The organism is Mesorhizobium loti (assembly GCF_013170705.1).
Taxonomy (GTDB): Bacteria; Pseudomonadota; Alphaproteobacteria; order Rhizobiales; family Rhizobiaceae; genus Mesorhizobium; species Mesorhizobium loti_D.
Genome location: NZ_CP033334.1, coordinates 3114203 through 3140196, shown reverse-complemented (window position 1 = coordinate 3140196; position 25994 = coordinate 3114203). Strand labels below are relative to the sequence as shown.

Below are 25994 nucleotides of genomic sequence, written 5' to 3'. Positions count from 1 at the left end.
CCGCTGGCCGGGACAAGTTTGCGCCTGCTTTGCCAAAGCCGATCCTATAGCCTTCGGCCAATGTCGAATGAGGCTGAAATGACGAAGCTCAAGATCAATCTGATTGGGCCCGGCAAGGTGGGCCAGACCCTCATGCGCCGGATCGTCCTGGCCGGCGGGCACGAGGTTCAGGACATTGCAGGCCGCGACGTGGAGGCTGCCTCCCGGGCGGTTCAATTCATCGGCGCGGGAACCGCCGTTTCCGCGCTTGCCGACATGCGACCGGCCGATCTCTGGTTGCTCACCGTGTCGGACACGCGGATCGCGGACGTGGCGGCCCGGCTTGCGGAACTGGCCCCGGACCGGCCCTCCATCGCCGTGCATTGCAGCGGCTTCCTGCCGGCGGCCGAGATGCAGCCCTTGCGTGCCCTCGGCTGGCATCTGGCTAGCGTCCATCCCGTGCTGACATTCGCCGATCCGGCAAGGGCTGTCGGACAGTTCGAAGGGACACTTTGCGGCGTCGAAGGCGATACCGAGGCTGTTACGGTTGTCGATGCGCTGATACGCGACATTGGCGGCCAGCCGTTTCCGCTCAGCTCGCAACACAAGGCGATCTACCACGCGGCCGCCGTGTTCTCGAACAATTTCACCGTGGTGCTGCAGGCGGTGGCGCGGGAAGCCTGGGCGCGCGCCGGCGTTCCAGAGGAAATCATCGGGCAACTGAACGCGCGCCTGCTTGCCGCCACGGCCGAGAATGTCGGAAGGCTGGGGCCGGCCGCGGCGCTGACCGGGCCGGCGGCGCGCGGCGATCTCGCGATCGTCGCGCAACAGGAGGCGGCGGTGCGCTCTTGGCATCCGGACGCCGGCAAGGCCTATGCCGAGCTCAGCCTCCTTGCCGGCCGCCTCAAGCGGACGGGCACGACGCTCGAAACAGGCGGGGTTTGAGATGGGCGCTCTCGCGCGCAGGGTTTCAGTCGACGATTTCCGCACCCTTGCCCGCCGCCGCCTGCCGAAGTCGATCTTCGAATTCGTCGATGGCGGGGCAGGACAGGAATTGACGCTTCGCGCCAACCGCGCCGATTTCGAGCGTATCCGGCTGCTGCCGCGCGTGTTGACCGACGTATCGCGGCCGGACCTGACCACATCGCTATGGTCGCAAACCTTCACCACACCACTGGTGATCAGCCCGATGGGCTCATGCGCGCTGGTCTGGCCGCGGGCCGACATCGCCATCGCCAGGGCGGCGACCGCGCGCGGCATTCCCTACACGCTGTCCACCATGTCGACGACCAGCATCGAACGCATGGCCAGGGCCGTGCAGGGGCCGCTCTGGTTTCAGCTCTATGTGCTCAGGGAATTCGACTTCAACCGCGAGCTTGTGCGGCGGGCGGAAGAATTCGGCTATTCGACGCTGGTGGTGACCGTCGACCTGCAGGCCGGGGGAAAACGCGAAAAGGATATCAGGAACGGCATATCGATCCCGCTGCGCCCCTCGCCTCGCCATCTCTGGGAAGGCATGCTTCATCCCGGCTGGTCGCTGCGCCTGCTGCGCGGCGGGCTGCCCCAGTTCGAGAACGTTCGCGGCTATCTTGGCGACACCAGCGCCGGGTTGACCATCGCCGCGCGTGTCGGCAGCAATCTCCACGCCGGTTTCGACTGGGATGATTTCCGCCGGATCCGCGACTGGTGGAAGGGCCGGCTGCTGGTAAAGGGCGTCCTGCACCCCGCCGATGCCGCAGGCCTGGTGGCGGCCGGCGCCGACGGCATCTGGGTCTCCAACCATGGCGGCCGCCAGCTCGACAGCGCCATATCAAGCATCGATGCGCTGCCCGCCATCCGCCAGGCGGTGGCCGCCGAGGTTCCGATCCTGATCGATTCGGGCATCCGCACCGGAATGGACGTGATCAAGGCCAGGGCGCGCGGCGCTGCCGCCGCGGCGATCGGCCGAGCCGCCCTGTTTGGAGCGGCGGCCGGCGAAGCCGGCGTGGCCAGGGTGCTCGACATCCTGCTGGACGACATCGCCAACGGCCTGAAGCTCGCGGGCATGCCGGCGTTCAGCCAGATCGGTCCCGACCTGATCGCGTGAGACGGCCTAGCGTCGGCAGGCAGGACTGGTGGGCGTGATCGCCGCCGTCTTGGACCAGGCCCCGCGGCACATCGACGGCACTGCAGATCCGTTAGTCCAATCTGGACAAAATTGCCGCCATCGCACCCACCGTCATTCTGTAGCGTAGCCCTCACGCCGTTTCAAACGGTTGTGGGAGGAAATCATGGAGACGCCAGCCGTTCTGACGGTCAGAGGCCTGCGGAAATCCTTCGGAGGAGTCCAGGCTCTGAAAGGCGTCGACTTCGATCTCGAAGCCGGTGAGATCCATGCGCTGTGCGGCGAGAACGGTGCCGGCAAGAGCACGCTGGTGCGGATGATCGCCGGGCTGATGAGCCCGGACGAAGGAGAGATCCGCGTTGATGGCAATCTGCTCAAGCCGGGGCAACTGACCAGCGTCAGGCAGGTCTCGGTCGTCTACCAGGAACTGTCGATCATCCCGCATCTGTCCGTTCTGGACAACGTTCTTCTGGGCGATCCCGATGTCGGCCAGCTCTATATCCGCAAGCGCTACGCCGCCCGCGCGCGCCAGACCCTCGACCAGCTCGGCCTGGCGGAGGTGCCGCTCGATATCGAGGCCGGCTGCCTGGCGATCGCCGAACAGCAGCTGCTCGAAATCTGCCGCGCCGTCATGCGCGGCGCCCGCATCCTGATCCTGGACGAGCCGACCGCGAGCCTTTCCGACGCCGAGATCCAGCGCGTCTTCAAGACGGTCCGCTGGCTGCGCGAAAACGGCACCGCCGTCATCTATATCAGCCATCGCCTGCCCGAGATCTTCGCGCTCACCGACCGCGTCACCGTGTTCCGCAACGGCCAGCGGGTTCTGACCAAACCGACGGCGCAGTGGACCAACGAGGAATTGGTCGCCGAGATGATCGGCCGGGAGATAAAATCCGCCCATTCGGTGCGTGACCGTGCCGATCTCCAGCAGGCCGCCAAGGTCCTTGAACTCAAGGCGCTCGCGGTGGCCGGAAAATACCGGCCGGTGACGCTGGATTTCCGCGCCGGCGAAGTCGTCGGCGTCATCGGCCAGCTTGGATCGGGCGCCAATGCACTGATCGAGACGCTGGCAGGGTTGGAAAGCCGCCATGAAGGCACAGTGTTCCTGAATGGCACCGCCATCGACGTCACCTCGCTGTCGTCGGCGATGGCCCGCGGCATTGCCTATGTCCCGGAAGATCGCGGCGGCAAGAGCCTGTTCCTCGGCGCGCCGATCGAGGTCAACCTCACATCCGCCATACTCGACCGCCTGAACCGCGCCGGCGTGCTTTCCCTCGGCGAGGCCCGCAAGCGGGCGCTGGACCTTGCGCGCCGTTTCCAGATCGACGGCCGGCGGCTGCCGTCGGCGGCGTCGACGCTTTCGGGCGGCAACCAGCAGAAGGTCGCCATTGCCAAGTCCGTCGCGCTGGAGCCGAAAGTGCTGGTTCTCAACGAGCCGACGCGCGGCGTCGATGTGGGGGCGCGGACCGAGATCTACCGCGAGCTCCAGGCGCTCGCGCGCCAGGGGCTGGTCGTCCTGTTCTTCTCGACCGACCTCGAGGAAATCCGCGAACTGTCGCAGCGCGTGATCACCGTTTTTCGCGGCGAGATCGTCAACGATCTGCCGGTCGAGGAAACCGCCATGGACTCGATCCTGGGTGACGTCCTGCGCGGACCAGGCATGGCGAGGGCGGCATGAGCATCGAAACAAGGACAGGAAGCGGAGGTTCCGGCTTGGCCGCTCTCGAGATGAAGTCGGTGGGCGCGGCATTGCTGAGCCCCGAGCGTGTGCAATCGACGGCCGTATGGATCGGCACCATCCTTCTGGCCATCTGGGCCAGTGCCGCGGTGCCCGGCTTTGCGTCGAGCGCCAACATTTCGGCGATCATGTATTCGACATCGGCGGTCGGCATCGCTGCCGTCGGCATGGCGTTCATCACCCTCTCGGGCAACCTCTTCATGCTTTCGATGGGCGCGACGGCCGCTGTTTCGACGATCGTGTTTGCCTCCTTTCTTCATCTTGGTCTCCTCCCGAGCATCGTCGTGGTGGTGTTGGTCGGTGCCTTGTTCGGACTTGCCCAGGGCATTGCCGTGGGTGTCTTCAAGACAAATCCGATCATCACCACCATTGCGATGGCTTCGATCATCACCGGCGCCGGCTCCTTCTATTCGGGTGGCCTGACCATTGTCGGGCAAGGCGATGCGAGCTGGCTCGGCATCGGCCGCACGGCCGGCATCCCCAACCAGATCGTGCTGTTCCTGCTTGCGGCGCTCGTCTTCAGCTTCATCGTCGAGCGGACCCGCTTCGGCCGCGAATTGCGCCTGATCGGGCTCAATCCGAAGGCCGCGCATTTCACTGGCCTGCGCGTCGGACGAACCCTGGTGATCGCCTATGTGCTGGCGGCGGCGGCCGCGGCCTTTGCCGGTGCGCTCTACGGCTCGCAGGCCGCGCAGGGCAACCTCAAGCTCGGTGCCGGGCTGGATTTCGACGCCATCGCCGCCGTGCTCGTCGGCGGGGTGGCGATCAAGGGCGGCCAGGGCCGCATCCTCGACGCGGCCATCGGCGCGGTTTTCCTGGCCATCATCACCAACATCCTGCTGCTCAAGGGCCTGTCGCTGGAAATCCAGCTGATCGTGAAAGGCCTGGTCGTGATCGCCTCGGTCATTCTCGGCGCGCTGGCGCTCGGCGGGAGGAAATGACCATGGCCTCCCCAAGGAAGTCACAGCCCATGTCCACGGCCACCTTGCTGCGCATCGCGCTCCTGATCGCCCTGGTCGTCGCCTTCGCGCTGTGGAACCCGGCCTTCATCAGCGGCCGCAACATCTACGCGCTGACGCAGTCATTCGCGCTGCTCGGCCTGGTGGCGCTCGGCCTGTCGCTCACCATGATCGCCGGTGAATTCGACCTCAGCGTCGGCTCCATGGTCGCGGTCGGCGGCCTGCTGACGCTGGTGGCGGGCGGAAGCAATCTCGTCCATGGCATGGGTGTCGCATTGGCCTTCGCGGTGGTGATCGGCGCGGCCAACGCCTTCGTCGTCAACCGCTTCAACGTATCCTCGCTGGTGGTCACCGTCGGCTCGATGATGGCGCTTTCGGGGTTTGCCTTCTGGCTTGCCGGCGGCAAGGTGATCAGCACCGACAATTTCGACCTGGGCTTTGCCCTCGACAACCCGATCCTGACGGTCCTCTCCTGGCGTGGCGCGATCACGCTGGCTGCCTTCCTCCTGGCCGGACTGTTCATGCGCCACACGCTGATGGGCCGCGACATCCGCGTCATCGGCAGCAAACGGCTGGTGGCGGCGGCGAGCGGGGCGAAGGTCGGGCTGTCGCTTTATATCGTCTTCATCGTCTCGGCCCTTTGCGCCGCCCTCGCAGGCAGCCTTCTCTCGATGAGCCTCGCCAGCGCGGCCGCGACCACCGGGAACAATCTCATGCTGCAGGCGGTGTCGGCGGCCATCGTCGGCGGCGTGGCCCTGTCGGGCGGAGCCGGCTCGCCGCTGCATGTGCTGATCGGCTCGCTGATCCTGACGGTGATGAACAACGGACTGAGTTTGATGGGCATGGGCGCGACGGGAATCCTGTTCGCGAACGGGCTCGTGCTGATGGGAATCGTGCTGCTCGACGGACAGTTGGGGGCATGGATGAGTGAACGGTTCGCGGCATCGCGGGCCAGGCATTCCGCCTAGAGTCGGATGATTTCAGATCATGCCGATCTGAAATCTGAATCCGCCTCTAAATCAAAGAGATAGAGCATGATGTCGTCCGAAAACCGCTTCACACTTTTCGGCATCATGCTCTAGCGGAAGTAACCGACGAAACCCAGTTCTGCCTGCGCCGTGTTGGGCGGCGGGGATGGGCGACGTGCAACCTGAAACGGGAGGAAAGACGACATGAATACCGCAAAACTGACCAAACTCGCGCTGATGGCCAGCGTGTTCACGGGACTGGCCATGCCCGGCATGGCATTCGCCGGTGCCAAGGGATCGAAAGTGATCCTGCTGACGGTGAGCGAGGAATGCGAATACTGCGCCCTCCACCAGCGCGCCTTCAAGGAAGTCGCCAGCGCCGCCGGCATCGATCTTGACGTGAAGATCACCAACTTCGATGCCGCCGAGCAGGCATCGCAGGTCGACCAGGCGCTTGCCCAGAACCCGGCCGCGATCGTGCTTTGGCCGGCGGACGCGAGCGCCATCGTGCCCTCGCTGCGCAAGATCAACCAGGCCGGCATTCCGCTGGTCATCACCAACTCGAAGCCCGACGACAAATACGCGGACTATTGGAACGTCTTCACCGGCCCTTCCGATATCGGCAACGGCCAGTCCGCCGGCGAGGCCATGATCAAGGGTTTCGCCGAGAAGAAGTTCGGCACGGAAGGCAAGATCTTCATCGTCGAGGGTGTGCCGGGAACGCCGCCGCAGATCGCGCGCTCCAAGGGCCTCGAGGAGGTGCTGGCCGAGAAGGCCAAGGGCATCGTCGTCGCCGGCAAGCAGAACGGCAATTGGGACCAGACGAAGGCCACCGACGCCGCCGCCGCGCTCTTCACCCAGGTCGGTCCCGAGGTGAAGGGCGTCTACGCCCAGGCCGACAACATGATGTCGGGCGTGATCGTGGCGGCCAAGCGCGCCGGCATCGATCCGGCCAGCCTCGTGCTCGTCGGGTCCAACTGCTCGATCGAAGGCGTCAACCAGATCAAGGACGGCACGCAATACGCGACCGTGCTGCAGTCGCCGATCGATGACGGCAAATACGCGGCCAAGGCGGTGATCGATCTCCTCGACGGCAAGAAGGTCGAGAAGGAGATCTTCCTGCCGCACGAGATCATCACCAAGGCCAATATTTCCGACTGCGACGCCGCCATCGGGCGCTGATCCATTCAGGCGCGGCGGGCCTCCCGCCGCGCCTTCCAATCTGACTTATGAACCGAGGAGTACCCCATGGCCGAGGAGCCACTGTTTACCAATGTTCTGCCTGAGCTCGTCGTGGTTTCAGGCACGGCTTCCGGTCTGGGCACCAAGATCGCCCATCTTCTGGTCGCGAGCGGCGTGCGCACCATCGGCGTCGATCTCGCGCCCGCGCCTTCCGAGCTCTCCAGCGAGCTCTATACGCATGTCCGGGGCGACGTATCCCTTGAGGAGACCTGGAGCGATATCGCCCGCTCCGTGACCGCCATCGATCCGGGAACGCTCGGACTGGTCACCTCGGCCGCCATGCTGAACGTCGGCACCGTGCTGGAGTTCGACAAGGCGGCGATGGAAAAGACCATGTCCGTCAACTTCATCGGCACGGCGCTTGCCTTCCGCGCGCTGCTGCCGCTGATGATCGCGCGCGGCGGCGGCCCGATCGTCGCCGTTGCCAGCATTGACGCGACCTTCGCCGAGCAGCAACTCGCGATCTACGCCGCCTCCAAGGGGGCCGTTCGCCAGCTGACGCGAACCGTGGCCATGGACCACGCCCGCCAGGGCATTCGCGCCAATGTGCTGAGCCCCGGCCCGATGCTGGCCGGCCTGTTCGAACGGCATATGAAGTCGGCCAGCGACCCGGACCGCTTCCTTGCCACGCGCGCCAATCGCCAGCCTTCGGGCCGGATCCTTGATCCGGGCGAAGTCGCCCGCGCGGCGCTTTTCCTGCTCTGTGACGCCTCGACCGCGCTCAACGGCGCCGAAATCGTCGCCGATGGCGGCCTGACGACCAGCTTCGACTTCCGGACCGGGTCCGAAGGCGCATCGGTCTGAAGGGGCGAACCATGATGAAGAACACGGAACTCGTTGCCGCCTACTGGACGATCGCGGGCGATGTCTATCCCTTCGCGCCCAACGAGATCAGCCCCTTCCCCTTCGCCCAACGCGTCGAGGCGGCGGCCAGGGCCGGCTACAAGGGCGTCGGTCTTATTCACGCCGACCTCCAGGCCACGCGCGAACGGATCGGCCTCGAGGAAATGCGCCGCATTCTCGATGCCAACGGCATGCCGCATGTGGAGCTGGAATTCATCACCCACTGGTTCTCCGGCGGCGAGCTGAAGCTTGCCTCCGACAAGGTGCGCAGGGAGTTGTTCGAGGCGGCCGAGGCGCTTGGCGCGCGCGACGTCAAGATCGCACCGGAATTCGACGCCACGACCATCGACCTGGCGCATGTGACCGACAGCTTCGCCGAGATCTGCCAGGATGCGGCGCGCTACGGAACCAGCATCGCCCTGGAGGTGATGCCGTTTTCCAATGTCGGCACGCTGGAAACCGCGCGCGCCATTGTCGAGGGCGCGGCCCAGCGCAATGGCGGCCTGCTGCTGGACATCTGGCATATCGGCCGCGGCGGCATCCCCTATGAGGCGGTGGCCAAGGTTCCCCGACAATATGTCGTCTCCGTCGAACTGGACGACGCCGATGCCGATGTCGTCGGCACGCTCTGGGAAGACACGATCTATCAGCGGCGGCTTTGCGGCGAAGGCGTACTCGATCCGCCGGCCTTCATCGACGCGATCCAGCGTACCGGCTTCGACGGTTTCTACTCGGTCGAAGTGATCTCCAGGAAACACCGCGTCCTGCCGCTCGAGGAAGCGGCGCGGCGCTCTTTCGAAACCACCATGGCGCAGTTCGCCGGGACATAAGGGAGGATAGGATGGATACCAATCTCAAGGGCAAGACGGTGCTGATCACCGGCGCCGCCAAGGGCATCGGCCGGGAAACCGCGATCGCCTTCGGGCGCGAGGGGAGCCGCCTGGCGCTGCTCGACATCGATGCCACGGGCCTCGGCGAAACAGTGGAGGCCGTGAAGGCGGCCGGCGGACAGGCCACGGCCTTCAAGGCCGATCTCTCCTCCGCCACTGATATCGAGGACAAGGTCGGCGCCGCGATCGCCCATCTGGGCGGCGGGCTCGACGTCCTCGTCAACAATGTCGGCTCGGGCGCGGTCCGAACCTTCGACCAGCTGACCGATTCGGAGTGGGACAAGACCTTCTCGCTCAATTTCATGAGCTATGTGCGCACCACGCGCATCGTGCTGCCGGTGATGCGCAAGCAGGGCAAGGGTGCGATCGTCAACAATGCTTCCGATCTTGCCCGGCAGCCCGAAGGCGTGCCGATCGACTATTCCGCCTCCAAGGCGGCGGTGCTCGCGCTGACCAAGGGGCTGGCCCGCAGCGAAGGGGCAAACAACATCCGCATCAACGCCGTGGCGCCGGGCCCGGTCTGGACGCCTTTCTGGACGCAGCCGGGCGGGTTTGCCGAGACCATGGGCAAGTTCCACAACATGGAACCGCAGAAGGCCGTCGAACACGAAATGTCGTTGCGTCAGCTCCCGCTCGGCCGGCTCGGCAAGCCCGAGGAAGTCGCCAACGTGATCGTCTTCCTCGCTTCCGACCTTGCGTCCTTCGTCACGTCCTCTGTCTGGGGCGTGGATGGCGGCTCGATCCGCGCCATAGCTTGATGGTCACACGCCGATCGTGCTGTCGATGATCCGGTCGAGGCGATTCTGCGCGTCCTTCAGAGCCGCCCGGTCGGATTTTCCGCCGGACAATGCGTCATGGATTTCCTCGCCGATGATGCGCTCCATGTCGGTGTAGAAGGGAACCGGCGGCCGCTGCCAGTTCCTGAGCAGGTTGCGGTTGCCGAGGTTGCCGACGAAGCGCACCAGCTGCGAACGGCCGGTGGCTTCGGGATCCGCGCTCACCGAAAAGCGCGGCGCAACCGGAAAACCGTTCTTCACATGCTCTTTCATCGCTTCGCGTGAGGCCATCCAGGCAAGCGCCTCCGTTGCCAGCGGCAGTCTTTTCGGATCGATGTTGGAGGGGATGCAGAGCAGGAAGCCGCCGATCGGCGACGTGTTGGTGCCGCCAGGTCCGCTGGGCTGCGGCACATAGGAGACCCGGCGCTTCACGGCCGAGCGCACTTCCGCCTCGAACTGCGCCGCGCGCATGGTCCAGACATAGCCCATGGCGCTCTGGCCCTTCAGGAACACCGCGCAGGAATCGTCCCAATGCGCATCGAGCGCGCCCGGCTGGGCGATTTCGAGAAGCCTGTGCATGTAGTCAAGCACGGTGAGTGCGGCCTCGCTGTCGATCTGCGGCCGCATGTGCTGGCGGTCGAGATTTTCCGTCGAGTAGCCGGTCGGCGTGCGCCGGATCGACAGCACTGTCTGGCCGCAGCAGCCGAGAAAGAACATGAAGCTTGACGCGAGCGGCATGCGCGCCGCGTTCCAGGCAATGCCGTAGCGCTCAGCGGACGAATTGTGGAAGGTCCGGCCGGCCGAGATCACCTCCTCGAAGGTCCTGGGCAGGGCGAGACCGGCACCGTCGAAAAGGTCGCTGCGGCAGGCGAGCACCTCGATGGTGCAATAGATCGGCACCCCGTATTCCACCCTCTGCCAGGTCGTCGTCGACCAGATCGACGGATGGAAATCCATTGGATTGATGCCGGATTCGCGGATCATGTCGCCGATCGGCATGACCAGGCCCCTGCCCGCGAACTCGCCGAGCCAGGGCATGTCGATGGCGATGATGTCATAGGCCGACACCGAGCGCTGGCCGTTGGCCAGACCTTCGCGGTAAAGGTCGTTCTGGTGGACGAGCTTGAAGCTCCTGGCGCTGGCGAGGTTGTTGCGGAAATCCGACCACATGTTGCGCATCGCCGCGAAATAATTGTCGTCGTTGAGCAGGAACTGCAGCTCGACGCCTTCGGTGACCCGGCTTTTCAGCAGGTTGATCGGCGGAATGACCGGATTGCCGCGTCGCGGCGCGCCGAAATAGTAGTTGGTTTCGTGTTCCTCCGTGCCGCGCCCGCCCAGGATCTCCGCGATCAGAGCCTTGGTTTCCGCCGCATAGTTGACGGCGAGCGTCGTCAGCTCCTCCGTCGGATGCAGCGTGAAGCTCTTCGGCTTGTCCGGCGACGGCCTGCGCTCGACAAGCCCCTTGCCGATCATATCCTGGATGCGCCGGATCGCCGTTCCGTGGCTGAGGCCGGAGACGAGCGCGAGCTTGCTCATCGTCACCGGATAGCCTTCGAGCTCCGATCGCATGATGTAATGGACCATGCGCCACGACGCCTCGTCCTCGACATCGGCGACACCGAGGAACGGCGTCCTCAGCCGATCGACGAAATCGTAGACGCGCAGGAATTCGTGGTCGTTCATGAGACCTCCTCTGGGTCGCGCCAAAAAGGGCGGCGCTATGATCTAGTCCAAAATGGACGAAACTATAGCGGTGTCGGAGGAATGTCGGATCTCAGGCCGTACCCGCCGATTTGCGCGCCAGCACGAAATCCCAGTTCACCGCCCAGTAGGGAGACGTGAAGCCAAGCTCCGCCGCGCTTGTCGGGTCGGTGATCTCCTTGAAATCCGCGATCAGCGAATCCTTCACGCCGAAGACCGCGTCCTCGGCGAGATACTGGCAATCGGGCGCGAAGATATGGGTGATGACCGGGTCATAGCCCGGCGCGCTGATGATGAAATGGATATGCGCGGCCCGGTTGGGATGGCGTCCCAGCGCGGCAAGCATCTTGCCCACGGGTCCGTCGTCCGGGATCGGATAGTAGCGCGGCTTGACGGCCCGGTACCAATAGTCGCCGTTCTCGCCGCTGGTGAACACGCCGCGCAGGTTCCAATCCGGCTGCAGCCCCTTCTGCTGGACGTCGTAGAAGCCGTCGTCATTTGTCTGCCAGACGTCGATCAGCGCGCCGGCCACCGGTTTGCCTTCGGTATCCACCACGCGTCCGCGCACCACCAGCGGCTCGCCCTTGCCGTCCAGGCAGATGTTCGCGCCGTGCTCGTAGCGCGGCGCCTCGGGCACGTAGAACGGTCCGAGAATCGTGTTCTCGGTCGCGCCATTCGGACGCCGGTGATTGATGGCGTCGACCAGCATCGAGACGCCGAGCGTGTCGGACAGGAGGATGAATTCCTGCCGCCACTCGGAACACATCTGGCCGACTTCCGTCAGGAAGGTGATGCCCTTGAGCCATTCCTCATGGGTGGGCTCGATCTCCTTGATGGCGGCGTGCAGGTGCTTGACCAGCACGCTCATCACCTCGCGCAGGCGCGGATCGACGTCCGGCCCCATGCGGGCGTTGACGACGTCGACCGAGATCTCCTCCTCGAAATACGGATATTTCGGCGGCCGCGGATGGCTGGCCTCTGCTTTGCCCAAGATCGATCCTCCTCCAGATTTCGCCACGCCTCAGGAGCGCGGCCGTTCGCCTGCATAAGCCCGGCCGATCAGCCCCTTCAGCGCCTCGCGCTCAAGGGGGCGCGGGTTCCAGTAGGGGTTGGACAGCGCCCTGTCCGTCGCAAGCTCGATGCCACTTTCAGGCATGCCGATATCCGCGAGCGCTCGCCGGGCGCCGACCCTGCCGGCAAGATCGTAGAGCGCCATGGCCGGGTCGTCCGTGCCGAGCACGTCGCGCAGCCTCTGCATCACGTCGGGCACTGCCGGGGCATTGTAGGCAAGCGCGTGCGGAAGCACGATCGCATGCGTTTCGGCATGCGGCAGGTCGAAGCTGCCGCCGAGCGTATGGCAAAGCTTGTGGTGCAGCGCCATGCCGACCGAGCCCAGGCAGATGCCGCAAAGCCAGGCGCCGTAAAGCGCCTTTGAACGCGCTTCCCGGTTGTCGGGCTCGACGGCGATCGTCGGCAAGGCCGCGGCAAGCGCGCCGATCGCCTCTGTCGCCATCAGGCTGATGACCGGGTTGCGCTCGCGTGCATAAAGCGCTTCGACCGCATGCGCGATCGCGTTGAGCCCGCTGGTGCCGGACATGGCCGCGGGCAGCGACAGAGTGAGGTCGATATCGTAGATCACGACCTCGGGCAGCACCTTGGGGCTCGACTGGGTAACCTTCACTCCGTCCCTGGTCTCACCGAGGATGGGCGTCATTTCCGAGCCGGCATAGGTGGTCGGCACCACGATCTGCGGCAGGTCGGTCCGCAGTGCGATGGCCTTGGCAAGGCCCGTGGTCGAGCCACCGCCCACGGCGACGAGCCCGTCGGCCTTGAGGTCCACAATGACACGCAGCGCATCCTCGGTGACCTCCACCGGCGTATGCATCGTCGCCCGCGCGTAGACGCCGGCGGCGCGGCCGCCGAGCTGTTCGACGAGCCGCCGCGCTTCCGGCTCCTGCGGCGGCGTTGCCAGCACGGCGACCCGCTTCAAACCCAGCCGGTCCAGTTCCGCCGGCAGCTGCTGTATGGTGCCGGATCCGAAAATGACGCGGGCCGGCTGGCCGTTATAGACGAAGGTGTCCATGAATTCGCCTCGGGCTTAGAGCAATTCCAGGCTCCGGTTGTCGACGCGCATCAGGAACGGGTTGATGCTGACCGACCGCCAGACATTGGCCGCGTTGAAGGGATCGGCGGCATTGAATGCCCTGACATCCTCGATCTTTTCGGCGGAAAACACAAAGAGCGAGCCGATCATCGTCTCCCCGTCCTCTGCCACCAGCGGACCCGAGATGACGGTCTTCACACGCCCCTGGGCGAGATGCGCCTTGTGCGCGTCATAATTGGCCAGGCGCCTCGGCAAGGCATCGGCATGGTCCAGGCAGTGGACGGCAAACAGTGTCACGACATTCCTCCCAAAAGGCCCGGCAGGCCGTTGCCAGCGATCGTAACGAAACGACCCCAAAAACGGTCGAATGACATTCGAGGGCTCGCGACGAAAGACGGGCCGACAGACGTTAGCCCGAAACAGGGCTGACCGGCTTCAAGATCTGTCCAATTTGGACAAATGCGATGCTGTTGTGAACCCACCCGTCCCAACACCGTCGCATGGGCCCTGCCGTCGAACCGATCCCCAGCGCCATCGCTTTGGGCCATTGCGTTCTGCAATGCCGGCGAATATGCTTGTTGTACGATCGTTCAACAAGCATATTCGCCGAGCCCCGATGACCTGCAATCCCCGCTACGAGATCCTGTTCGAGCCGATGCGGATCGGGCCGGTCACCGCGCCGAACCGCTTCTACCAGGTGCCGCATGCCAGCGGCATGACCAACGCCCTTCCAAGGGTGCGCGCGGCCTTTCGCGAAGCCAAGGCCGAGGGCGGATGGGGCGTGATCTGCACCGGAGCCTGTTCGATCGATCCGAGCTCGGACGACACGCCGCTGCCTTTCGCCACCTTGTGGGACGATAATGATATCCGCGCCCATGCGCTGATGACGGAAGCCGTGCATCGCCATGGCGCGCTTGCCGGCGTGGAACTCTGGCATGGCGGCGCGTCCGTCATGAACAGGACGAGCCGGCTGCCGCCGCTGTCGCCATCGGGAATTCCCTGGATGGCCACGCATGTCGGCTTCATGGGCAATCTGCGGCCGAAGACCATGGACAAGGCCGACATGAAAGAGGTGCTGCGGTGCCAGGCCGAGGCGGCGCGCAAGGCGCGCACCGCCGGCTTCGACGTGGTCTATGTCTATGCCGGCATGGGCTATCTCGGCTACGAATTCCTGCTGCCGGAGTACAACCATCGCACCGACGAGTACGGCGGACCGATCGAGAACCGCGTACGCTTCGTGCGCGAGATGATCGAGGTCACCAGGGATGCCGTGGGCAAGGACTGCGGCGTCGCCTTGCGCGTCAGCCTCGAGGAACTGCGCGGCCGGCCCGGCCGCAACCAGCCCTCCGAGGCGCATGAGCTGATCGAACTTTTGGCCGACCTGCCCGACCTGTTCGACGTCAAGATGGATTCCAGCCCGACCGACTGTTCCGCATCGCGTTTCACCGGCGAAGGCAGCCATGAGCCGGTGATCGATTTCGTCAAGTCGCTGACGAAGAAGCCCGTTGTCGGCGTCGGGCGCTTCACCTCGCCCGACACCATGGTGTCGCAGATCAGGCGCGGTGTGCTCGACTTCATCGGCGGCGCGAGGCCCTCGATCGCCGACCCCTTCCTGCCGGCCAAGATCCGCGAGGGCCGCGAGGCCGAAATCCGCGAATGCATCGGCTGCAACATCTGCATTTCCAGCTGGCACGACGGCGTGCCGGTGCGCTGCACGCAGAACCCGACCGCCGGCGAGGAATGGCGGCGCGGCTGGCACCCCGAACGCGTCGAGCGTGCCGACACACCGGAGCGCATCCTGATTGTCGGCGGCGGACCGGCCGGGCTCGAATGCGCGCTGACGCTTGGCCAGCGTGGCCATGAGGTGACGCTCGCCGACGGCAGCCGCGGCTTCGGCGGGCGGCTGACCTTCGAGAAGACACTGCCCGGCCTGTCGGCCTGGAACCGCGTCGTCGACTACCGCCTCGGCCGTCTCGGCGATATCAGCAATGTCTCGCTCTATCCCGAGAGTTTTTTGGGCGCCGACGAGATCATCGACCTCGCGCCGGACCGGGTCGTGCTTGCGACCGGCGCACGCTGGACCAACATGCTCTATTCCTCGCTGGAGATACCGGTCGGCCGGCTCGACCACGCGGAAGTGTTCACACCCGATGACATCGCCGCCGGCCGGCTCCCGCAGGGGCCGACGCTGGTCTTCGATTTCGACAATTACTACATGGGCGGTGTCCTCACCGAGCATCTGGCCGCACAGGGCGTTCCGGTCAGCTATGTCACACCGGCCGGCCAAGCGTCCGCCTGGACGATCATGACCAACGAGCTGCCGCTGGTGCATCGTGCGCTGGCGTACCGCAACGTGCCGGTGACGACGTTGCATCTGTTGAAATCCTTCGACGGCGAGACCGCGACGCTGGCCCATCTGTTCACCGGCTGGGAGAGCCGCATTGCCTGCCGCTCGGTGCTGATCGTCGGGCTGCGCTTGCCGCGCAGCGAGCTGTTCGAGGCGCTGACGGAACGGGCGGACGCGCTTGCGGCCGTCGGCATCCGCAGCGTCGATCGTATCGGCGACACGCTGGCGCCGGGCGCCATCGTCCACGCCGTTCACAGCGGTCACAAGCTCGCCCGCGAGATCGGCACGAAGGTCCGCTGGCAGCCCTACCGCCGCGACACGCCGATCGTCGATGCGGTGGCGGATTTCGATATGCGCACGGCAGCCGAATAGCAGCAATTCCAGGAAAAGTGTGAAGCGGTTTTCCGCCCGGAATTGCGTCAAACAAGGAGTGAGGACGCATGGAACGCACCGCCGCACGTCGCAGGCCCGGCCGTCCGCAGCGCGAGGTCGGCGGCATCGAGCAGCGTCCGTGGAAGCAGCTGACGCGGCCCTACGCGCCGATCGAGATCCTGTCGGCCGATCAGGTCCAGACGATCCACGAAATGGGCCTGACCATCCTGGAAGAGATCGGCATGCGCGTGCTGCAGCCGCGGGCGCGGCAGTTCTATCGCGCCGCCGGCTGCGATGTAGACGAAGGCGCCATGCGGGTGCGCTTCGACCGCGCCATGGTCATGGAGCGCGTCGCCATGGCGCCATCATCCTTCGAGCTGCGCGCCCGCAATCCCGCCAGGAACGTCAAGGTCGGCGGGCGGCACTGCATCCTGTCGTCGGTCGGCGGTCCGGCCTATGTCATGGACAATGATCGTGGCCGCCGTCCCGGCACCTATACCGAGATGTGCGACTATCTGAAACTCATCCAGTCGTTCAATGTCCTGCACCAGGAAGGCGGCGGCCCGTTCGAGCCGCTCGACCTGCACCAGAACACGCGCCATCTCGACCTCTACTATGCCGAGATCACCTTGCTCGACAAGAACTGGCAACCGCAAACCCTTGGTCAGGGTCGCGCCATCGACGCGCTGGAAATGGTGGCGATTTCGCTCGGCACGACGCGCGAGAACCTCGCGCGGGAAATGCCTGTCTTTACCGGCATCATCAACACCAACTCGCCGCTGCAGCTTGACGAGCCGATGGCCGAAGGGCTGATCGCATTGGCCGAGCATGGCCAGGTCAATGTCATCACGCCGTTCACGCTGGCCGGCGCGATGAGCCCGGTGACACTGGCCGGCGCATTGTCTCAGCAGCATGCCGAGGCGATGGCCGGCATCGTGCTAACCCAGATCGTGCGTCCGGGCGTGCCGGTCATGTATGGCGGCTTCACTTCCAATGTCGACATGAAGACCGGCGCGCCGGCCTTCGGGACGCCCGAATACACACAGGCCGCGCAGATCACCGGACAGCTCTGCCGGCTGATCGGCGTGCCGTTCCGCTCCAGCAATGTCACCGCCGCCAACTCGGTCGACGCGCAGGCCGCCTATGAGAGCGCGATGTCGCTGTGGGGCTGCCTGATGGGCGGCGCCAACCTGGTGCTGCATGCCGCCGGCTGGCTCGGCGGCGGGCTGACCGCATCGTTCGAGAAACTGGTCATCGATGCCGAGATGCTGCAGATGATGTCGGCCTATTTCGATCCGCCCGCGGTCGACATCGACACGCTGGCGCTGGAAGCGGTGCGCGAGGTCGGCCCGGCCGGGCATTTCTTCGGCGCCGCGCACACCATGCAACGCTACGAACGCGCCTTCTATTCGCCGCTGGTGTCCAACTGGGACAACTACGACACCTGGGTCGAGCGCGGCCAGGTCACGGCGCGCGAAAGGGCCAACGTCGTGTGGAAGCGCATGGTCGCCGAATACGAACAACCGCCGATCGATCCCGGCATCGACGAGGCGCTGCGCGACTATATGGAGCGGCGGAAACGCGAAGGTGGTTCACCGCTGAACTAAACGCCCCGCAAGGGCCCCACCTGCGCTTCGAGCATTTCGAACCCAGCCGCCTCCGCCGCCTGCGGCGTCACCACACTTTCATCGAGGCACCATTCGAGCCAGAGCCCGTCCACCAGGGCGATGAAATTGCGCGCCAGCGCCGGCGCATCGACTTGCCTGCCGCGCGGTATGGCGACAGCGGCGATGTCCTCCGCGAGTTCCGCGCGGTAGGCATCGTAGAGTTCGCGATGCGCCGCCTTGAGCCGCGGGTTGACGGCGATCTCGCCCCACAGCGACAGCCAGATCAGCAGGTTCTCGCGGCTGAAATATTCCGGCGAGAAGTTGGAGTGTACCAGGGCGGCAAGCGCGGCCTGCGGCGACCAATCGGAAGTCTCCGCACGACGGCGCTTGGCCTCGGCGATCTGGTTGTTGACGCTGGCGTAGAGCGAGGATTTGTAGACCTCGACCAACAGCCCGTCGAGGCTTTCGAAATGATGGTTGATGAGGCCGCGCGAGACGCCTGCTTGCCTGCAGATGCGATCGATGGTGAAGGCGCCGATGCCGCCGACCGACAGGCATCGCGTCGCGGCTTCGATCAGCATGGAGCGGCGCACGTCGGCCTGTTCGCGGCTGAAGCGCGGCGGAGCCTTTTTCGCGCCGCGCTTCCTTTTTGCATCTTCTGGTTGGGCTTCCGTCATGGACTCCAGCTAATAGATAATGCCCTTCCTGTCCACTTAGAGCCTGTTCCATCCCGATGACATCGGGATGGGGCTCTATCTCCTTGTTTGACCATGATCTTATCCGAAAACCGGTTCCCACTTTTCGGGATCATGGTTCGGTTCACGCCTTCTTCTTGAACAGCACCGGATTGGGGTGACCGTCGGGATAGATGACCGGGTCGAACGCCGTCTTGTGGATGGCGACCAGCGGCTGGTGGCAGATGAAGACGAAGCCGCCGGACTGTTCCATCAAATCCTCCATGCGGTTCGACAAGGCGATGCGCTTGGCCTCGTCGCTTTCGGCCACCAACTGCTGGTAGCTGGTCTCGAATTCGGGACTGTCGAAGCCAGACCAGTTGTAGGCGCCGATCTGGTCGGGGCGGAACCAGACCAGGTTTTCCGACGGATCGATGCCGCCGGCGAAATCCATCAGCGCCAGGTCGATGTTCTTGTAGCCTTCGCCCTGCGTCTTGTCGCCGACGCCCCAGAAGGCGGCTTCGTCATAGGGCTGGATCTCGACCTTGATGCCGGCCTGTTCGAGGCTGGCCTGGATGATCTGCGCGGTCGCGGTGCGGATGGAATCGTTCATCACCGTCAGGGTCAGCGACAGGTCGCCGACGCCAGCCTCGTTGAGGAGTGCGGCGGACTTCTCATAGTCGGGCGCCGCGATCAGATTCGAGGCGCGCGCGAACTTGGTACCGGGCTGGACGACACCGGTGGAGCGCTTGGTCAAATCGTCATAGACGCCGGTGAGTATCTGGCCGACATCGACGCCATATTGCACCGCCTGGCGGACCTTCGGATCCTTGAGCCGCGGGCTAAGCATGTTGATGGTCAGCCAGACATAACGGGTCGACTGCGCCTCGATCAGGTTTGTGTCCGCTGGCGGCTTCTCCTTGACGGCCTTGGTCGCCGAAATGGCGATCTTGGTGTAGTCGAAGGCATCGGCCTCATAGGCGAGTTGTGCCGCCTGATCGTCCGACACCACATAGATCTCGACCTTCGAAAAGTCCGGCTTCGGGCCCGGCCAGTCCGGGTTGGCGGTCAGCGTAACCTTCTGCTTCTGCTGCCAGTCGGAGAAGAGATAGGGCCCGCATGTCGCCGGCGGCTGCGTGGTGAATTTGCCGCCCGCCTTCTCGGTACCGGCGCGGCTGATGATGTGGCCACCATAGTAAGGCAGGCTGGTAACGAAGATCGGCTGGTAAGGCTCCTTCAGGTGGATGATGCCGGACCTGGCATCGACGACTTCGACACGGTCGAGCTTCTCGAACTGATAGGCCCAGGGCGATGCTAGCGCCTTGTCCGCGATGCGCTCGAACGAGAACTTGACGTCGTCGGCTGTCACCGCGCCGAAACCGCCAGACCACTTCAGCCCGTCGATCAGGGTGAAGGCGATGGTCTTGGGGTCTTTCTGCTCGAGCTTTTCCGCGCCCCACAGCGACCAGGGCGAGCCTTTCCTGATGTCGCCGAAATGGTTGAGCGAGACATAGATGCCGCGCATCATGACATCCTCGATGCCGCCATTCATGAAGGCTGGATCGAGGCACTGCAGATCGCCTTCCATGCGGATGCGCAACGTGTCGCCGGACGCCGACCAGGCAAAGCCCGGCTTCATCGCGAGGCCGGCGCCCAGTACGCCGGCCGCCTTCAGGAATGCACGTCTGTCCATGGTCCATTCTGACATCTCAGTTTCCCCTTTGGTTGATGGAAGCGCGTGAGAAGGCTTCCCGTTCTTGCCCGCCGTTCTCGAGCGGGAAATGGCAGCGCACCATGCGATCCGCGCCCATCGGCCGGTAGACCGGCGCCTCGGCCCTGCAGCGCTCGCGTGCGATCGGGCAACGCGTGTGGAACTCGCAGCCCGAAGGTCGCCGGAACACGCTCGGTATCTCGCCCGTGACGGCGGGGGTGTGGCTGCGCCGGCGCGGATCGGGTATCGGCTCGGACTGGATCAGCGTCGCGGTATAGGGATGCAGCGGCGCGGAAAACACGGCTTGCGTCGGTCCGGTCTCGACCAGCCGGCCGAGATACATGATGGCCAACCGGTCGCTGACATGGCGGATCATGGCCAGGTTGTGGGTGACGATCATGGCGGCGAAGCCGAGCTCGCGCTTGAGTTCGCCGATCAGGTTCAACACATCGCCCTGCACCGAGACGTCAAGGCCGGCTGTCGGCTCGTCGGCGAGCAGCAGATGCGGCTTCATCGCCAGGGCGCGCGCAACGCCGACGCGGCGCGCCTGCCCGCCCGACAGCTCATGCGGAAAGCGGTCGACAAAGGAGGCCGGCAAACCGACAAGCGCCAGCAGCGCCTTGGCGGCGGCGCGGCGGTCCGGCATCGGCAACCCCTGGATGATCTGCGGCTCGGTGAGCAGCTTGCCGATGCGCAGGCGCGGGCTGAGCGAGGCGACAGGGTCCTGGAACATCATCGCCGAGCGCCGGCGCATGGCGCGGAAATCAGCCGGCGTCCGCACCTCCCTGCCCTCGAAGACGATGCGGCCGGCGGCTGCCCGGATGAGCCCGAGAATGGTGCGGGCCAGCGTCGTCTTGCCGGAACCGGATTCGCCAACCAGCCCGAGCGTCTCGCCCGGCATCAGCGACAGCGTCACGCCGTCGATGACGTTGAAGCCCGGCAGCGGGAACGGATTGATCAGGCGGTTGAGCAAGCCGCCGCGCACGAAGCTCACGGAGAGGTCTTCGACGGCAAGCAGCGGGCTCATGGCGTCACCGCATGGCAGCGTGCGACATGGGCGGCGGCGAGTTTCGCCAGCGGTGGCGCGACGGTCGTGCACGGCGCGAAGGCACGGTCGCAGCGCGGTGCGTAGACGCATCCGGACGGGGGCTGGGTGAGGTTGGGCAGCGAGCCCGGAATGGTCGGCAGCCTGTCCAGCCGCTCATGGAAGCGGGCGGGGTCGCAGGCGAGCAGCGCTTGCGTATAGGGATGCCTGGCGTCGTGGAAGATCGCGTCGACCTCGCCGCCTTCGACCACCTCGCCGGCATACATGACATAGACGCGGTCGCAAAGTTCGGCGATGACGCCGAGATGGTGCGAGACGACAATGATGATGCCGTTGTAGTCGCGCCTCAGCTCCCGCAGCAGATGGATGATCTGCGCCTCCATGGTGACGTCGAGCGCCGTCGTCGGCTCGTCGGCGATGAGCAGGCCGGGATCGGTCAGCAGCGCGGCGGCGATGGCGACGCGCTGGCGCATGCCGCCGGACAGTTCGTGCGGATAGCTCTGCATGCGCCGTTCGGCGTCCGCAATGCCGACGCGGCCGAGCATGGCGGCGATGCGCGCCCGCTTCTGTGCCCGGCCAAGGTCCTTGCGGTGGTGCTGGAAGTCGACGAGTTGGTCGCCGATGGTCAGCACCGGGTTGAACGCCGTCATCGGATCCTGGCTGACCAGCGCGATCTCGTCGCCGCGCAGCAGGCGCTGGTGGTACGCGTCGAGCTTCGCCAGATCGACGCCATTGTATGAGATCGAGCCGTCGATGCGGGCATTGGCCGGCAACAGGTTTGCCAGGGCGGTGACCAGCGTGGACTTGCCACAGCCACTCTCGCCGACGATGCCGATCACTTCACCCGGATGCGCCTCGATGTCGACATGGCGCAACGCGTGCACGGCGCCATGCGGCGTCTCGTAGCGGACGCTGAGATCGCTGGCGGCGAGCGAGCCGGTCATGCCGGCCTCCGCAACTGCAGGCGCGGATCGAGATAGTCGCGCAGGCCTTCGCCGAGGAAGGTGAAGCCAAGCGTGGCCAGCACCAGCGGCAGGCCGCCGAAGATGACCATGAAGGGTGCCGAGCGGATGCTGGTGTAGCCGTCATAGAGGATCGAGCCCCAGGATGGTGTCGGCGGACGCACACCAAGGCCAAGGAAACTCAAGCCGGCCTCGACCATGATGACGACCGGAATATCCATCGACAGAAGGATGATCAGCGGCCCGACAACATTGGGCAGCAGATGGACGAAGATGATGCGCGCCGCACTGGCGTCGATCAGGCGCTCGGCGAGGATGTAGTCGCTGTTCTTCAGCGCCAGCGTCTGCGCCCGGATCAGCCTGGCGTAGCTCGGGAAAGAGGTCGCCGCGATGACGATGATCAGCGTGCCGGTGCCGGCGCCAAGCACGGTGATGATGGCGAGCGCGAACATGATCATCGGCAGCGAGTTCAGGCTGTCGAAGCTCAGCACCAGGATGGCGTCGAGCCAGCGCGGCCCGTAGCCGGCGATCAGGCCAAGCATCAGGCCGATGGCGCCGGCGATGGCCACCGACACCATGGCGATGGTCAGCGCGGTGCGCGCGCCATGGATGACGCGCGACAGGAGATCGCGGCCGAGATGATCGGTCCCGAACCAGTGTTGCGCCGATGGCGGCTGCAGCTTGTGCAGCACGTCGATCCTGACCGGCGAATAAGGCGCCAGCCATGGCGCGAAGATCGCGGTGACAAGAAAGCCGGTGACCAGGATCAGCGCCACGCAGGTGAACGGATCGGCAAGCAAGGCGCGCAGCAGCGGAAACCGTTGTCGGCCCGGAACGGACAACGAGGCATCAGCCACGGAAGACATCGCGCACCCTCGGATCGAGCCGCGCGATCAACAGATCGGCGGCAATGGTGATGGAGACATAGATGGCGGTCATGATCAGCACGGTGCCCATGACGACCGGATAGTTGCGGGTGTTGACGGCGTCGGTGATCAGCTTGCCGATGCCTGGCCGGGCGAACACCGCCTCGACGAAGACCGCGCTGGACAGGATGCTGCCGAGGCCGACAGCGACCAGCGAGATTGTTGGAATGATGGCGATGCGCAGCGCGTATTTGGAGACGATCTTCCACTCGGGCAAACCAAACGAGCGCGCGGTGCGGATATGCGGCTCGCCCATCACTTCCATCATCGAGGCACGCACCATGCGGGCGATGTAACCGATCCAGCCGAGCGCGATCGCCGCCGCCGGCATGACCAGCGCCTTGGCCTGGCTGATGAAGTCGCCGGCCTCGCCGGCGCCGATGGCCGGCAGCCAGCGTAGCGTGACGGCAAAGACCAGCAGCGAATAGATGGCGACGACGAAGGACGGCACCGCGATGACGCCGACCGAGAGCACGCCGATGACGGCATCGGCCGCCGTGCCGCGCCGCATCACAGACAGGCAGCCGAGCGGAACGCCGATCAGGAGCGCGACGGCCAGCGCCGTCAGGCCGAGGATCAGCGTGTTCGGCAACGCTTCCAGCACCAGCGTGGAAACGGGCCGGTTCGACCAGACGTCGTAGCCGAGATTGCCGGTCAGCGCGTTGCGGAAGAATTCGATGATCTGCCACCAGACCGGCTGGTCGAGCCCCATCCGCTCGATCAGCAGCCGCTTTAGTTCCGGCGTGGCGCGCGGACCAAGCGCCACCGTGGCCGGATCGCCCGGCACCAGGAAAACGGCCGCGTACATCGCGACCATGACGAGAACGAGGATCAGGAGGCCAAGACCAATGCGCTTCACTGCATATGCGAGCATGGCCTCCTCCCTTCTTCAGGCAAAATCGCGCCTGATGCGCCGGCTTGCCGAGGCGCTGTGGACGAGCGTGCCCCGTTCTCGCGCCTCGAGCCGCCAACTCAGGTTGAAATGGGTTTCGTCCGATGTCAGTTCGGTCACCGCGATCGCTTCGGTATCGGCATTGCCGCTGGCAATCGCCCAGCGATATTCGGTGACGAGTTTTGCCGACAGCGGATCGTCGCTCCGGATGCTCATCGTGTCGCTGTTGGCCGAGGAGACGGTGATGGCGCGGTCGTCATAGCGCCGGCGCCCGTGATCGGAGGTCAGCGCGATGGTCTGCACGCCCGAGCCGACATTGTCGGTGACAATGCGGCGGTCGAAGCCGTCGTCCAGCGCCGTGGTGGGGACCGGCGGCGCGGTTTCGGCCGGCTCGAAGCGGACGTCGCGGTCGCGTTCCGACGGCGGGCGCACCGGAAGCATGATGGTGCCGTCGCCCGTTACGACCGCCAGCGTCGACAGTTTCGGCTGCGGCCACAGGATCGGCCAATGCTGGTTGGCCAGCGCCAGCCGGATGCGATGGCCCTTGGGCACGGTGCGGGCGAAATCATTGAGCTTCAGCCGCACGCGAAACGGCGTTCCGACCGGACAAGGTGTCGGATGCTCATGGCTGTCGCGGTGGCTGAGATTGAGCACGCCGTAAGTCATCAGCGCCGAGGTGCCGTCGGGATAGACGTCGCACAGCCGCGCGGCGAGATTGACGTGTGGCTGGTCGACTGTAACGAGCAGGTCGAGTTCCGGTGCGCCGAGCAATGTCAGGTCATCGTCGAGCGGCGGCGTGTCGAAGCACAGCGCCATGCCGTCCTCGCGGCGCTGGTCGATGGGCATGTCCGGACAGGAGCCGCCATAGCCGCCCCAGCGGCCGCAGTCACGCCCGGCGGTCGCCGGCGAGCGGACTGAAAGCGCGGCGCCCGGTGCCGGCTCATTTGCCAATCCAGCAGCGTTCAGGTGCAGCGTGCGGCGCTCGATGCGGGGCGACGGCCATTGGTCCTCGGCGGCCCAGCTGCCGGCATGATCGGGCAGACAGAAAGGTTGCGGCCGCTCTTCCCCCGTCACCCAGACGCGGTAGAGCGGCTCGTCCAGGATGCCGGTGTCTTCGCCGCAGAGCCAATGGCACCACCAGCGCAGCGCCTCCTGCAGGTAGCCGATCAGCGGTCCAGGCGCACCACGGCAGGGATAGGCATGCGACCATGGTCCGACAATGCCGAGCTTCGGCCCCTTCAGATGCTTAAGCAGGCGCGGCACGAAGTTCGAATAGCTGTCCTCCCAGCCGCAGACGGCCATGACGGCGCATTCGATCGCGGAAAAATCCTCGCAGACCGAGCCTTGCCGCCAATAGTCGTCGCGGCGCTGATGCGCGAGCCACACTTCCGACAGCGAGCTTGTCGCCGCGAGCCGGCTTTCCCACATGGCGCGCCAGGCATCGCCGACGATCTGCGGGTCGGGCGCCATGGCCTTCTTCACCAGCATGAAGTTCGACCACATCTCCTGCTCGGTCAGCAGCGCGCCGCCCATATAGTGGATGTCGTCGGCGTAGCGGTCGTCGGTGGCGCAGTTGGTGATGATCGCCTTCAGGGCCGGCGGCCGGCGCGCCGCCACCTGCAGCGCGTTGAAGCCGCCCCAGGAAATGCCGGTCATGCCGACATTGCCGTTGCACCAAGGCTGGGCGGCGAGATGGGCGATGATCTCGCAGGCGTCTTCCTGTTCGCGTGGCAGATATTCGTCGGCGAGATCGCCGTCGGAATCGCCCGAGCCCCTGATATCGATGCGGGCGCAGGCGACGCCGTGCCCAGCCAGCCAGGGGTGGATGTCGATGTCGCGCGCCACGGTGCCGTCGCGGCGGCGATAAGGCACCATCTCGACGACGACCGGCACCTTGCCTTCGGTGCGCGGACGCCACAGCGTGGCGGCAATGCGGGTGCCGTCGGCCAGCGTGATCCACAGCGGATCGACGGTTTCGACGGCAAAGGGAAACTCGGTTCGTACCACGGCAGGTACCCGCAAATGCTCTTGTTGAACGTTCGTACAACAAGAGCATTTGCGGCGCAATCCCGCTTCGCTTTTTTGATGCCGAATGCGCTTTCTGGCCGGTGTCTGTCATCACGATGTTGAAACACAGCCGATATGCCTTCGCGA

The 25994-nt window shown here is 65.2% G+C and carries 22 protein-coding genes; 11 read left to right on the top strand and 11 right to left on the bottom strand.

The features are described 5' to 3' along the window. Nucleotides 1–78 precede the first annotated feature (78 nt). The 9 genes from EB815_RS15215 (at nt 79) to EB815_RS15175 (ending at nt 9481) form a co-directional block, all read left to right on the top strand. Nucleotides 79–924 (top strand): Rossmann-like and DUF2520 domain-containing protein, encoded by an 846-nt coding sequence (locus EB815_RS15215; RefSeq protein WP_065005362.1) that lies wholly within the window; start codon nt 79–81, stop codon nt 922–924. A gap of 1 nt (nt 925) precedes the next feature. Beyond that, nucleotides 926–2065 (top strand): alpha-hydroxy acid oxidase, encoded by a 1140-nt coding sequence (locus EB815_RS15210; protein ID WP_056570813.1) that lies wholly within the window; start codon nt 926–928, stop codon nt 2063–2065. Nucleotides 2066–2249: 184 nt separating this feature from the next. Next, the gene (locus EB815_RS15205; protein WP_065005250.1) at nt 2250–3761 is read left to right on the top strand and encodes a sugar ABC transporter ATP-binding protein; all 1512 of its coding nucleotides are present in this window, start codon (nt 2250–2252) and stop codon (nt 3759–3761) included. 35 nt (nt 3762–3796) lie between these two features. Beyond that, complete coding sequence (locus EB815_RS15200; RefSeq protein WP_245303349.1) at nt 3797–4762, top strand: ABC transporter permease; 966 nt, start codon at nt 3797–3799, stop codon at nt 4760–4762. A gap of 29 nt (nt 4763–4791) precedes the next feature. After that, nucleotides 4792–5748 (top strand): ABC transporter permease, encoded by a 957-nt coding sequence (locus EB815_RS15195; RefSeq protein WP_155772430.1) that lies wholly within the window; start codon nt 4792–4794, stop codon nt 5746–5748. Nucleotides 5749–5952: 204 nt separating this feature from the next. After that, nucleotides 5953–6930, top strand: a complete 978-nt coding sequence (locus tag EB815_RS15190; RefSeq protein ID WP_056570809.1) for a sugar ABC transporter substrate-binding protein — start codon at nt 5953–5955, stop codon at nt 6928–6930. Nucleotides 6931–6996: 66 nt separating this feature from the next. Continuing rightward, nucleotides 6997–7794, top strand: a complete 798-nt coding sequence (locus EB815_RS15185) for an SDR family NAD(P)-dependent oxidoreductase (RefSeq protein ID WP_056570808.1) — start codon at nt 6997–6999, stop codon at nt 7792–7794. A gap of 11 nt (nt 7795–7805) precedes the next feature. Continuing rightward, nucleotides 7806–8663 (top strand): sugar phosphate isomerase/epimerase family protein, encoded by an 858-nt coding sequence (locus EB815_RS15180; protein WP_056570807.1) that lies wholly within the window; start codon nt 7806–7808, stop codon nt 8661–8663. Between the two features lie 11 nt (nt 8664–8674). Then, complete coding sequence (locus tag EB815_RS15175; protein WP_056570806.1) at nt 8675–9481, top strand: SDR family NAD(P)-dependent oxidoreductase; 807 nt, start codon at nt 8675–8677, stop codon at nt 9479–9481. Between the two features lie 3 nt (nt 9482–9484). Here the strand turns inward: EB815_RS15175 and EB815_RS15170 are convergent, their stop codons facing one another. From EB815_RS15170 to EB815_RS15155, 4 genes are all read right to left on the bottom strand, one after another. Next, nucleotides 9485–11182, bottom strand: coding sequence for an extracellular solute-binding protein (locus EB815_RS15170; RefSeq protein ID WP_056570805.1), 1698 nt, complete (start codon nt 11180–11182; stop codon nt 9485–9487). A gap of 91 nt (nt 11183–11273) precedes the next feature. Further along, nucleotides 11274–12191: an intradiol ring-cleavage dioxygenase gene (locus EB815_RS15165; protein WP_056570804.1), complete on the bottom strand. Its 918-nt coding sequence runs from the start codon at nt 12189–12191 to the stop codon at nt 11274–11276. Nucleotides 12192–12221: 30 nt separating this feature from the next. After that, nucleotides 12222–13283: a maleylacetate reductase gene (locus tag EB815_RS15160; RefSeq protein WP_056570803.1), complete on the bottom strand. Its 1062-nt coding sequence runs from the start codon at nt 13281–13283 to the stop codon at nt 12222–12224. Nucleotides 13284–13298: 15 nt separating this feature from the next. After that, nucleotides 13299–13601: a YciI family protein gene (locus tag EB815_RS15155; RefSeq protein WP_196772379.1), complete on the bottom strand. Its 303-nt coding sequence runs from the start codon at nt 13599–13601 to the stop codon at nt 13299–13301. Between the two features lie 319 nt (nt 13602–13920). Between EB815_RS15155 and EB815_RS15150 the strand changes: the two genes are divergently transcribed. Both EB815_RS15150 and EB815_RS15145 read left to right on the top strand, forming a co-directional pair. Next, the gene (locus tag EB815_RS15150; protein ID WP_056570802.1) at nt 13921–16023 is read left to right on the top strand and encodes an FAD-dependent oxidoreductase; all 2103 of its coding nucleotides are present in this window, start codon (nt 13921–13923) and stop codon (nt 16021–16023) included. Between the two features lie 68 nt (nt 16024–16091). Further along, nucleotides 16092–17630, top strand: a complete 1539-nt coding sequence (locus tag EB815_RS15145; RefSeq protein ID WP_065005249.1) for a trimethylamine methyltransferase family protein — start codon at nt 16092–16094, stop codon at nt 17628–17630. Here the strand turns inward: EB815_RS15145 and EB815_RS15140 are convergent. From EB815_RS15140 to EB815_RS15110, 7 genes are all read right to left on the bottom strand, one after another. Next, nucleotides 17627–18307, bottom strand: coding sequence for a TetR/AcrR family transcriptional regulator (locus tag EB815_RS15140; protein WP_056570800.1), 681 nt, complete (start codon nt 18305–18307; stop codon nt 17627–17629). The two genes, EB815_RS15145 and EB815_RS15140, sit on opposite strands and share 4 nt — an antisense overlap. Before the next feature lie 142 nt (nt 18308–18449). Continuing rightward, a complete protein-coding gene (locus tag EB815_RS15135) occupies nt 18450–19997 on the bottom strand; it encodes an ABC transporter substrate-binding protein (protein WP_244494059.1) in 1548 nt (515 codons plus the stop codon). A gap of 16 nt (nt 19998–20013) precedes the next feature. Further along, a complete protein-coding gene (locus tag EB815_RS15130; RefSeq protein WP_056570798.1) occupies nt 20014–21042 on the bottom strand; it encodes an oligopeptide/dipeptide ABC transporter ATP-binding protein in 1029 nt (342 codons plus the stop codon). Further along, nucleotides 21039–22004 carry an ABC transporter ATP-binding protein gene (locus tag EB815_RS15125; RefSeq protein WP_056570797.1) on the bottom strand — a complete coding sequence of 322 codons (966 nt, stop codon included), beginning with the start codon at nt 22002–22004 and terminating at the stop codon, nt 21039–21041. Before EB815_RS15125 ends, EB815_RS15130 begins: the two co-directional genes overlap by 4 nt. Further along, nucleotides 22001–22888 (bottom strand): ABC transporter permease, encoded by an 888-nt coding sequence (locus EB815_RS15120; RefSeq protein ID WP_056570796.1) that lies wholly within the window; start codon nt 22886–22888, stop codon nt 22001–22003. The genes EB815_RS15125 and EB815_RS15120 overlap by 4 nt, the downstream gene beginning before the upstream one ends. Continuing rightward, a complete protein-coding gene (locus EB815_RS15115) occupies nt 22872–23822 on the bottom strand; it encodes an ABC transporter permease (RefSeq protein WP_056570795.1) in 951 nt (316 codons plus the stop codon). Before EB815_RS15115 ends, EB815_RS15120 begins: the two co-directional genes overlap by 17 nt. A 15-nt stretch (nt 23823–23837) precedes the next feature. Next, on the bottom strand, nt 23838–25847 hold the full coding sequence (locus EB815_RS15110) for a CocE/NonD family hydrolase (protein WP_065005248.1): 2010 nt from the start codon (nt 25845–25847) through the stop codon (nt 23838–23840). Nucleotides 25848–25994 lie beyond the last annotated feature (147 nt).

Bases quoted from the DNA above. Each gene is read 5' to 3' on its own strand.
- EB815_RS15205 (WP_065005250.1), top strand. From the start codon at position 2,250: ATGGAGACGCCAGCCGTTCTGACGGTCAGAGGCCTGCGGAAATCCTTC.
- EB815_RS15215 (WP_065005362.1), top strand. From the start codon at position 79: ATGACGAAGCTCAAGATCAATCTGATTGGGCCCGGCAAGGTGGGCCAG.
- EB815_RS15175 (WP_056570806.1), top strand. From the start codon at position 8,675: ATGGATACCAATCTCAAGGGCAAGACGGTGCTGATCACCGGCGCCGCC.
- EB815_RS15170 (WP_056570805.1), bottom strand. From the start codon at position 11,182: ATGAACGACCACGAATTCCTGCGCGTCTACGATTTCGTCGATCGGCTG.
- EB815_RS15140 (WP_056570800.1), bottom strand. From the start codon at position 18,307: ATGACGGAAGCCCAACCAGAAGATGCAAAAAGGAAGCGCGGCGCGAAA.
- EB815_RS15120 (WP_056570796.1), bottom strand. From the start codon at position 22,888: ATGTCTTCCGTGGCTGATGCCTCGTTGTCCGTTCCGGGCCGACAACGG.
- EB815_RS15115 (WP_056570795.1), bottom strand. From the start codon at position 23,822: ATGCTCGCATATGCAGTGAAGCGCATTGGTCTTGGCCTCCTGATCCTC.
- EB815_RS15195 (WP_155772430.1), top strand. From the start codon at position 4,792: ATGTCCACGGCCACCTTGCTGCGCATCGCGCTCCTGATCGCCCTGGTC.
- EB815_RS15135 (WP_244494059.1), bottom strand. From the start codon at position 19,997: ATGGACAGACGTGCATTCCTGAAGGCGGCCGGCGTACTGGGCGCCGGC.
- EB815_RS15185 (WP_056570808.1), top strand. From the start codon at position 6,997: ATGGCCGAGGAGCCACTGTTTACCAATGTTCTGCCTGAGCTCGTCGTG.
- EB815_RS15130 (WP_056570798.1), bottom strand. From the start codon at position 21,042: ATGAGCCCGCTGCTTGCCGTCGAAGACCTCTCCGTGAGCTTCGTGCGC.
- EB815_RS15150 (WP_056570802.1), top strand. From the start codon at position 13,921: ATGACCTGCAATCCCCGCTACGAGATCCTGTTCGAGCCGATGCGGATC.
- EB815_RS15125 (WP_056570797.1), bottom strand. From the start codon at position 22,004: ATGACCGGCTCGCTCGCCGCCAGCGATCTCAGCGTCCGCTACGAGACG.
- EB815_RS15210 (WP_056570813.1), top strand. From the start codon at position 926: ATGGGCGCTCTCGCGCGCAGGGTTTCAGTCGACGATTTCCGCACCCTT.
- EB815_RS15180 (WP_056570807.1), top strand. From the start codon at position 7,806: ATGATGAAGAACACGGAACTCGTTGCCGCCTACTGGACGATCGCGGGC.
- EB815_RS15145 (WP_065005249.1), top strand. From the start codon at position 16,092: ATGGAACGCACCGCCGCACGTCGCAGGCCCGGCCGTCCGCAGCGCGAG.
- EB815_RS15160 (WP_056570803.1), bottom strand. From the start codon at position 13,283: ATGGACACCTTCGTCTATAACGGCCAGCCGGCCCGCGTCATTTTCGGA.
- EB815_RS15190 (WP_056570809.1), top strand. From the start codon at position 5,953: ATGAATACCGCAAAACTGACCAAACTCGCGCTGATGGCCAGCGTGTTC.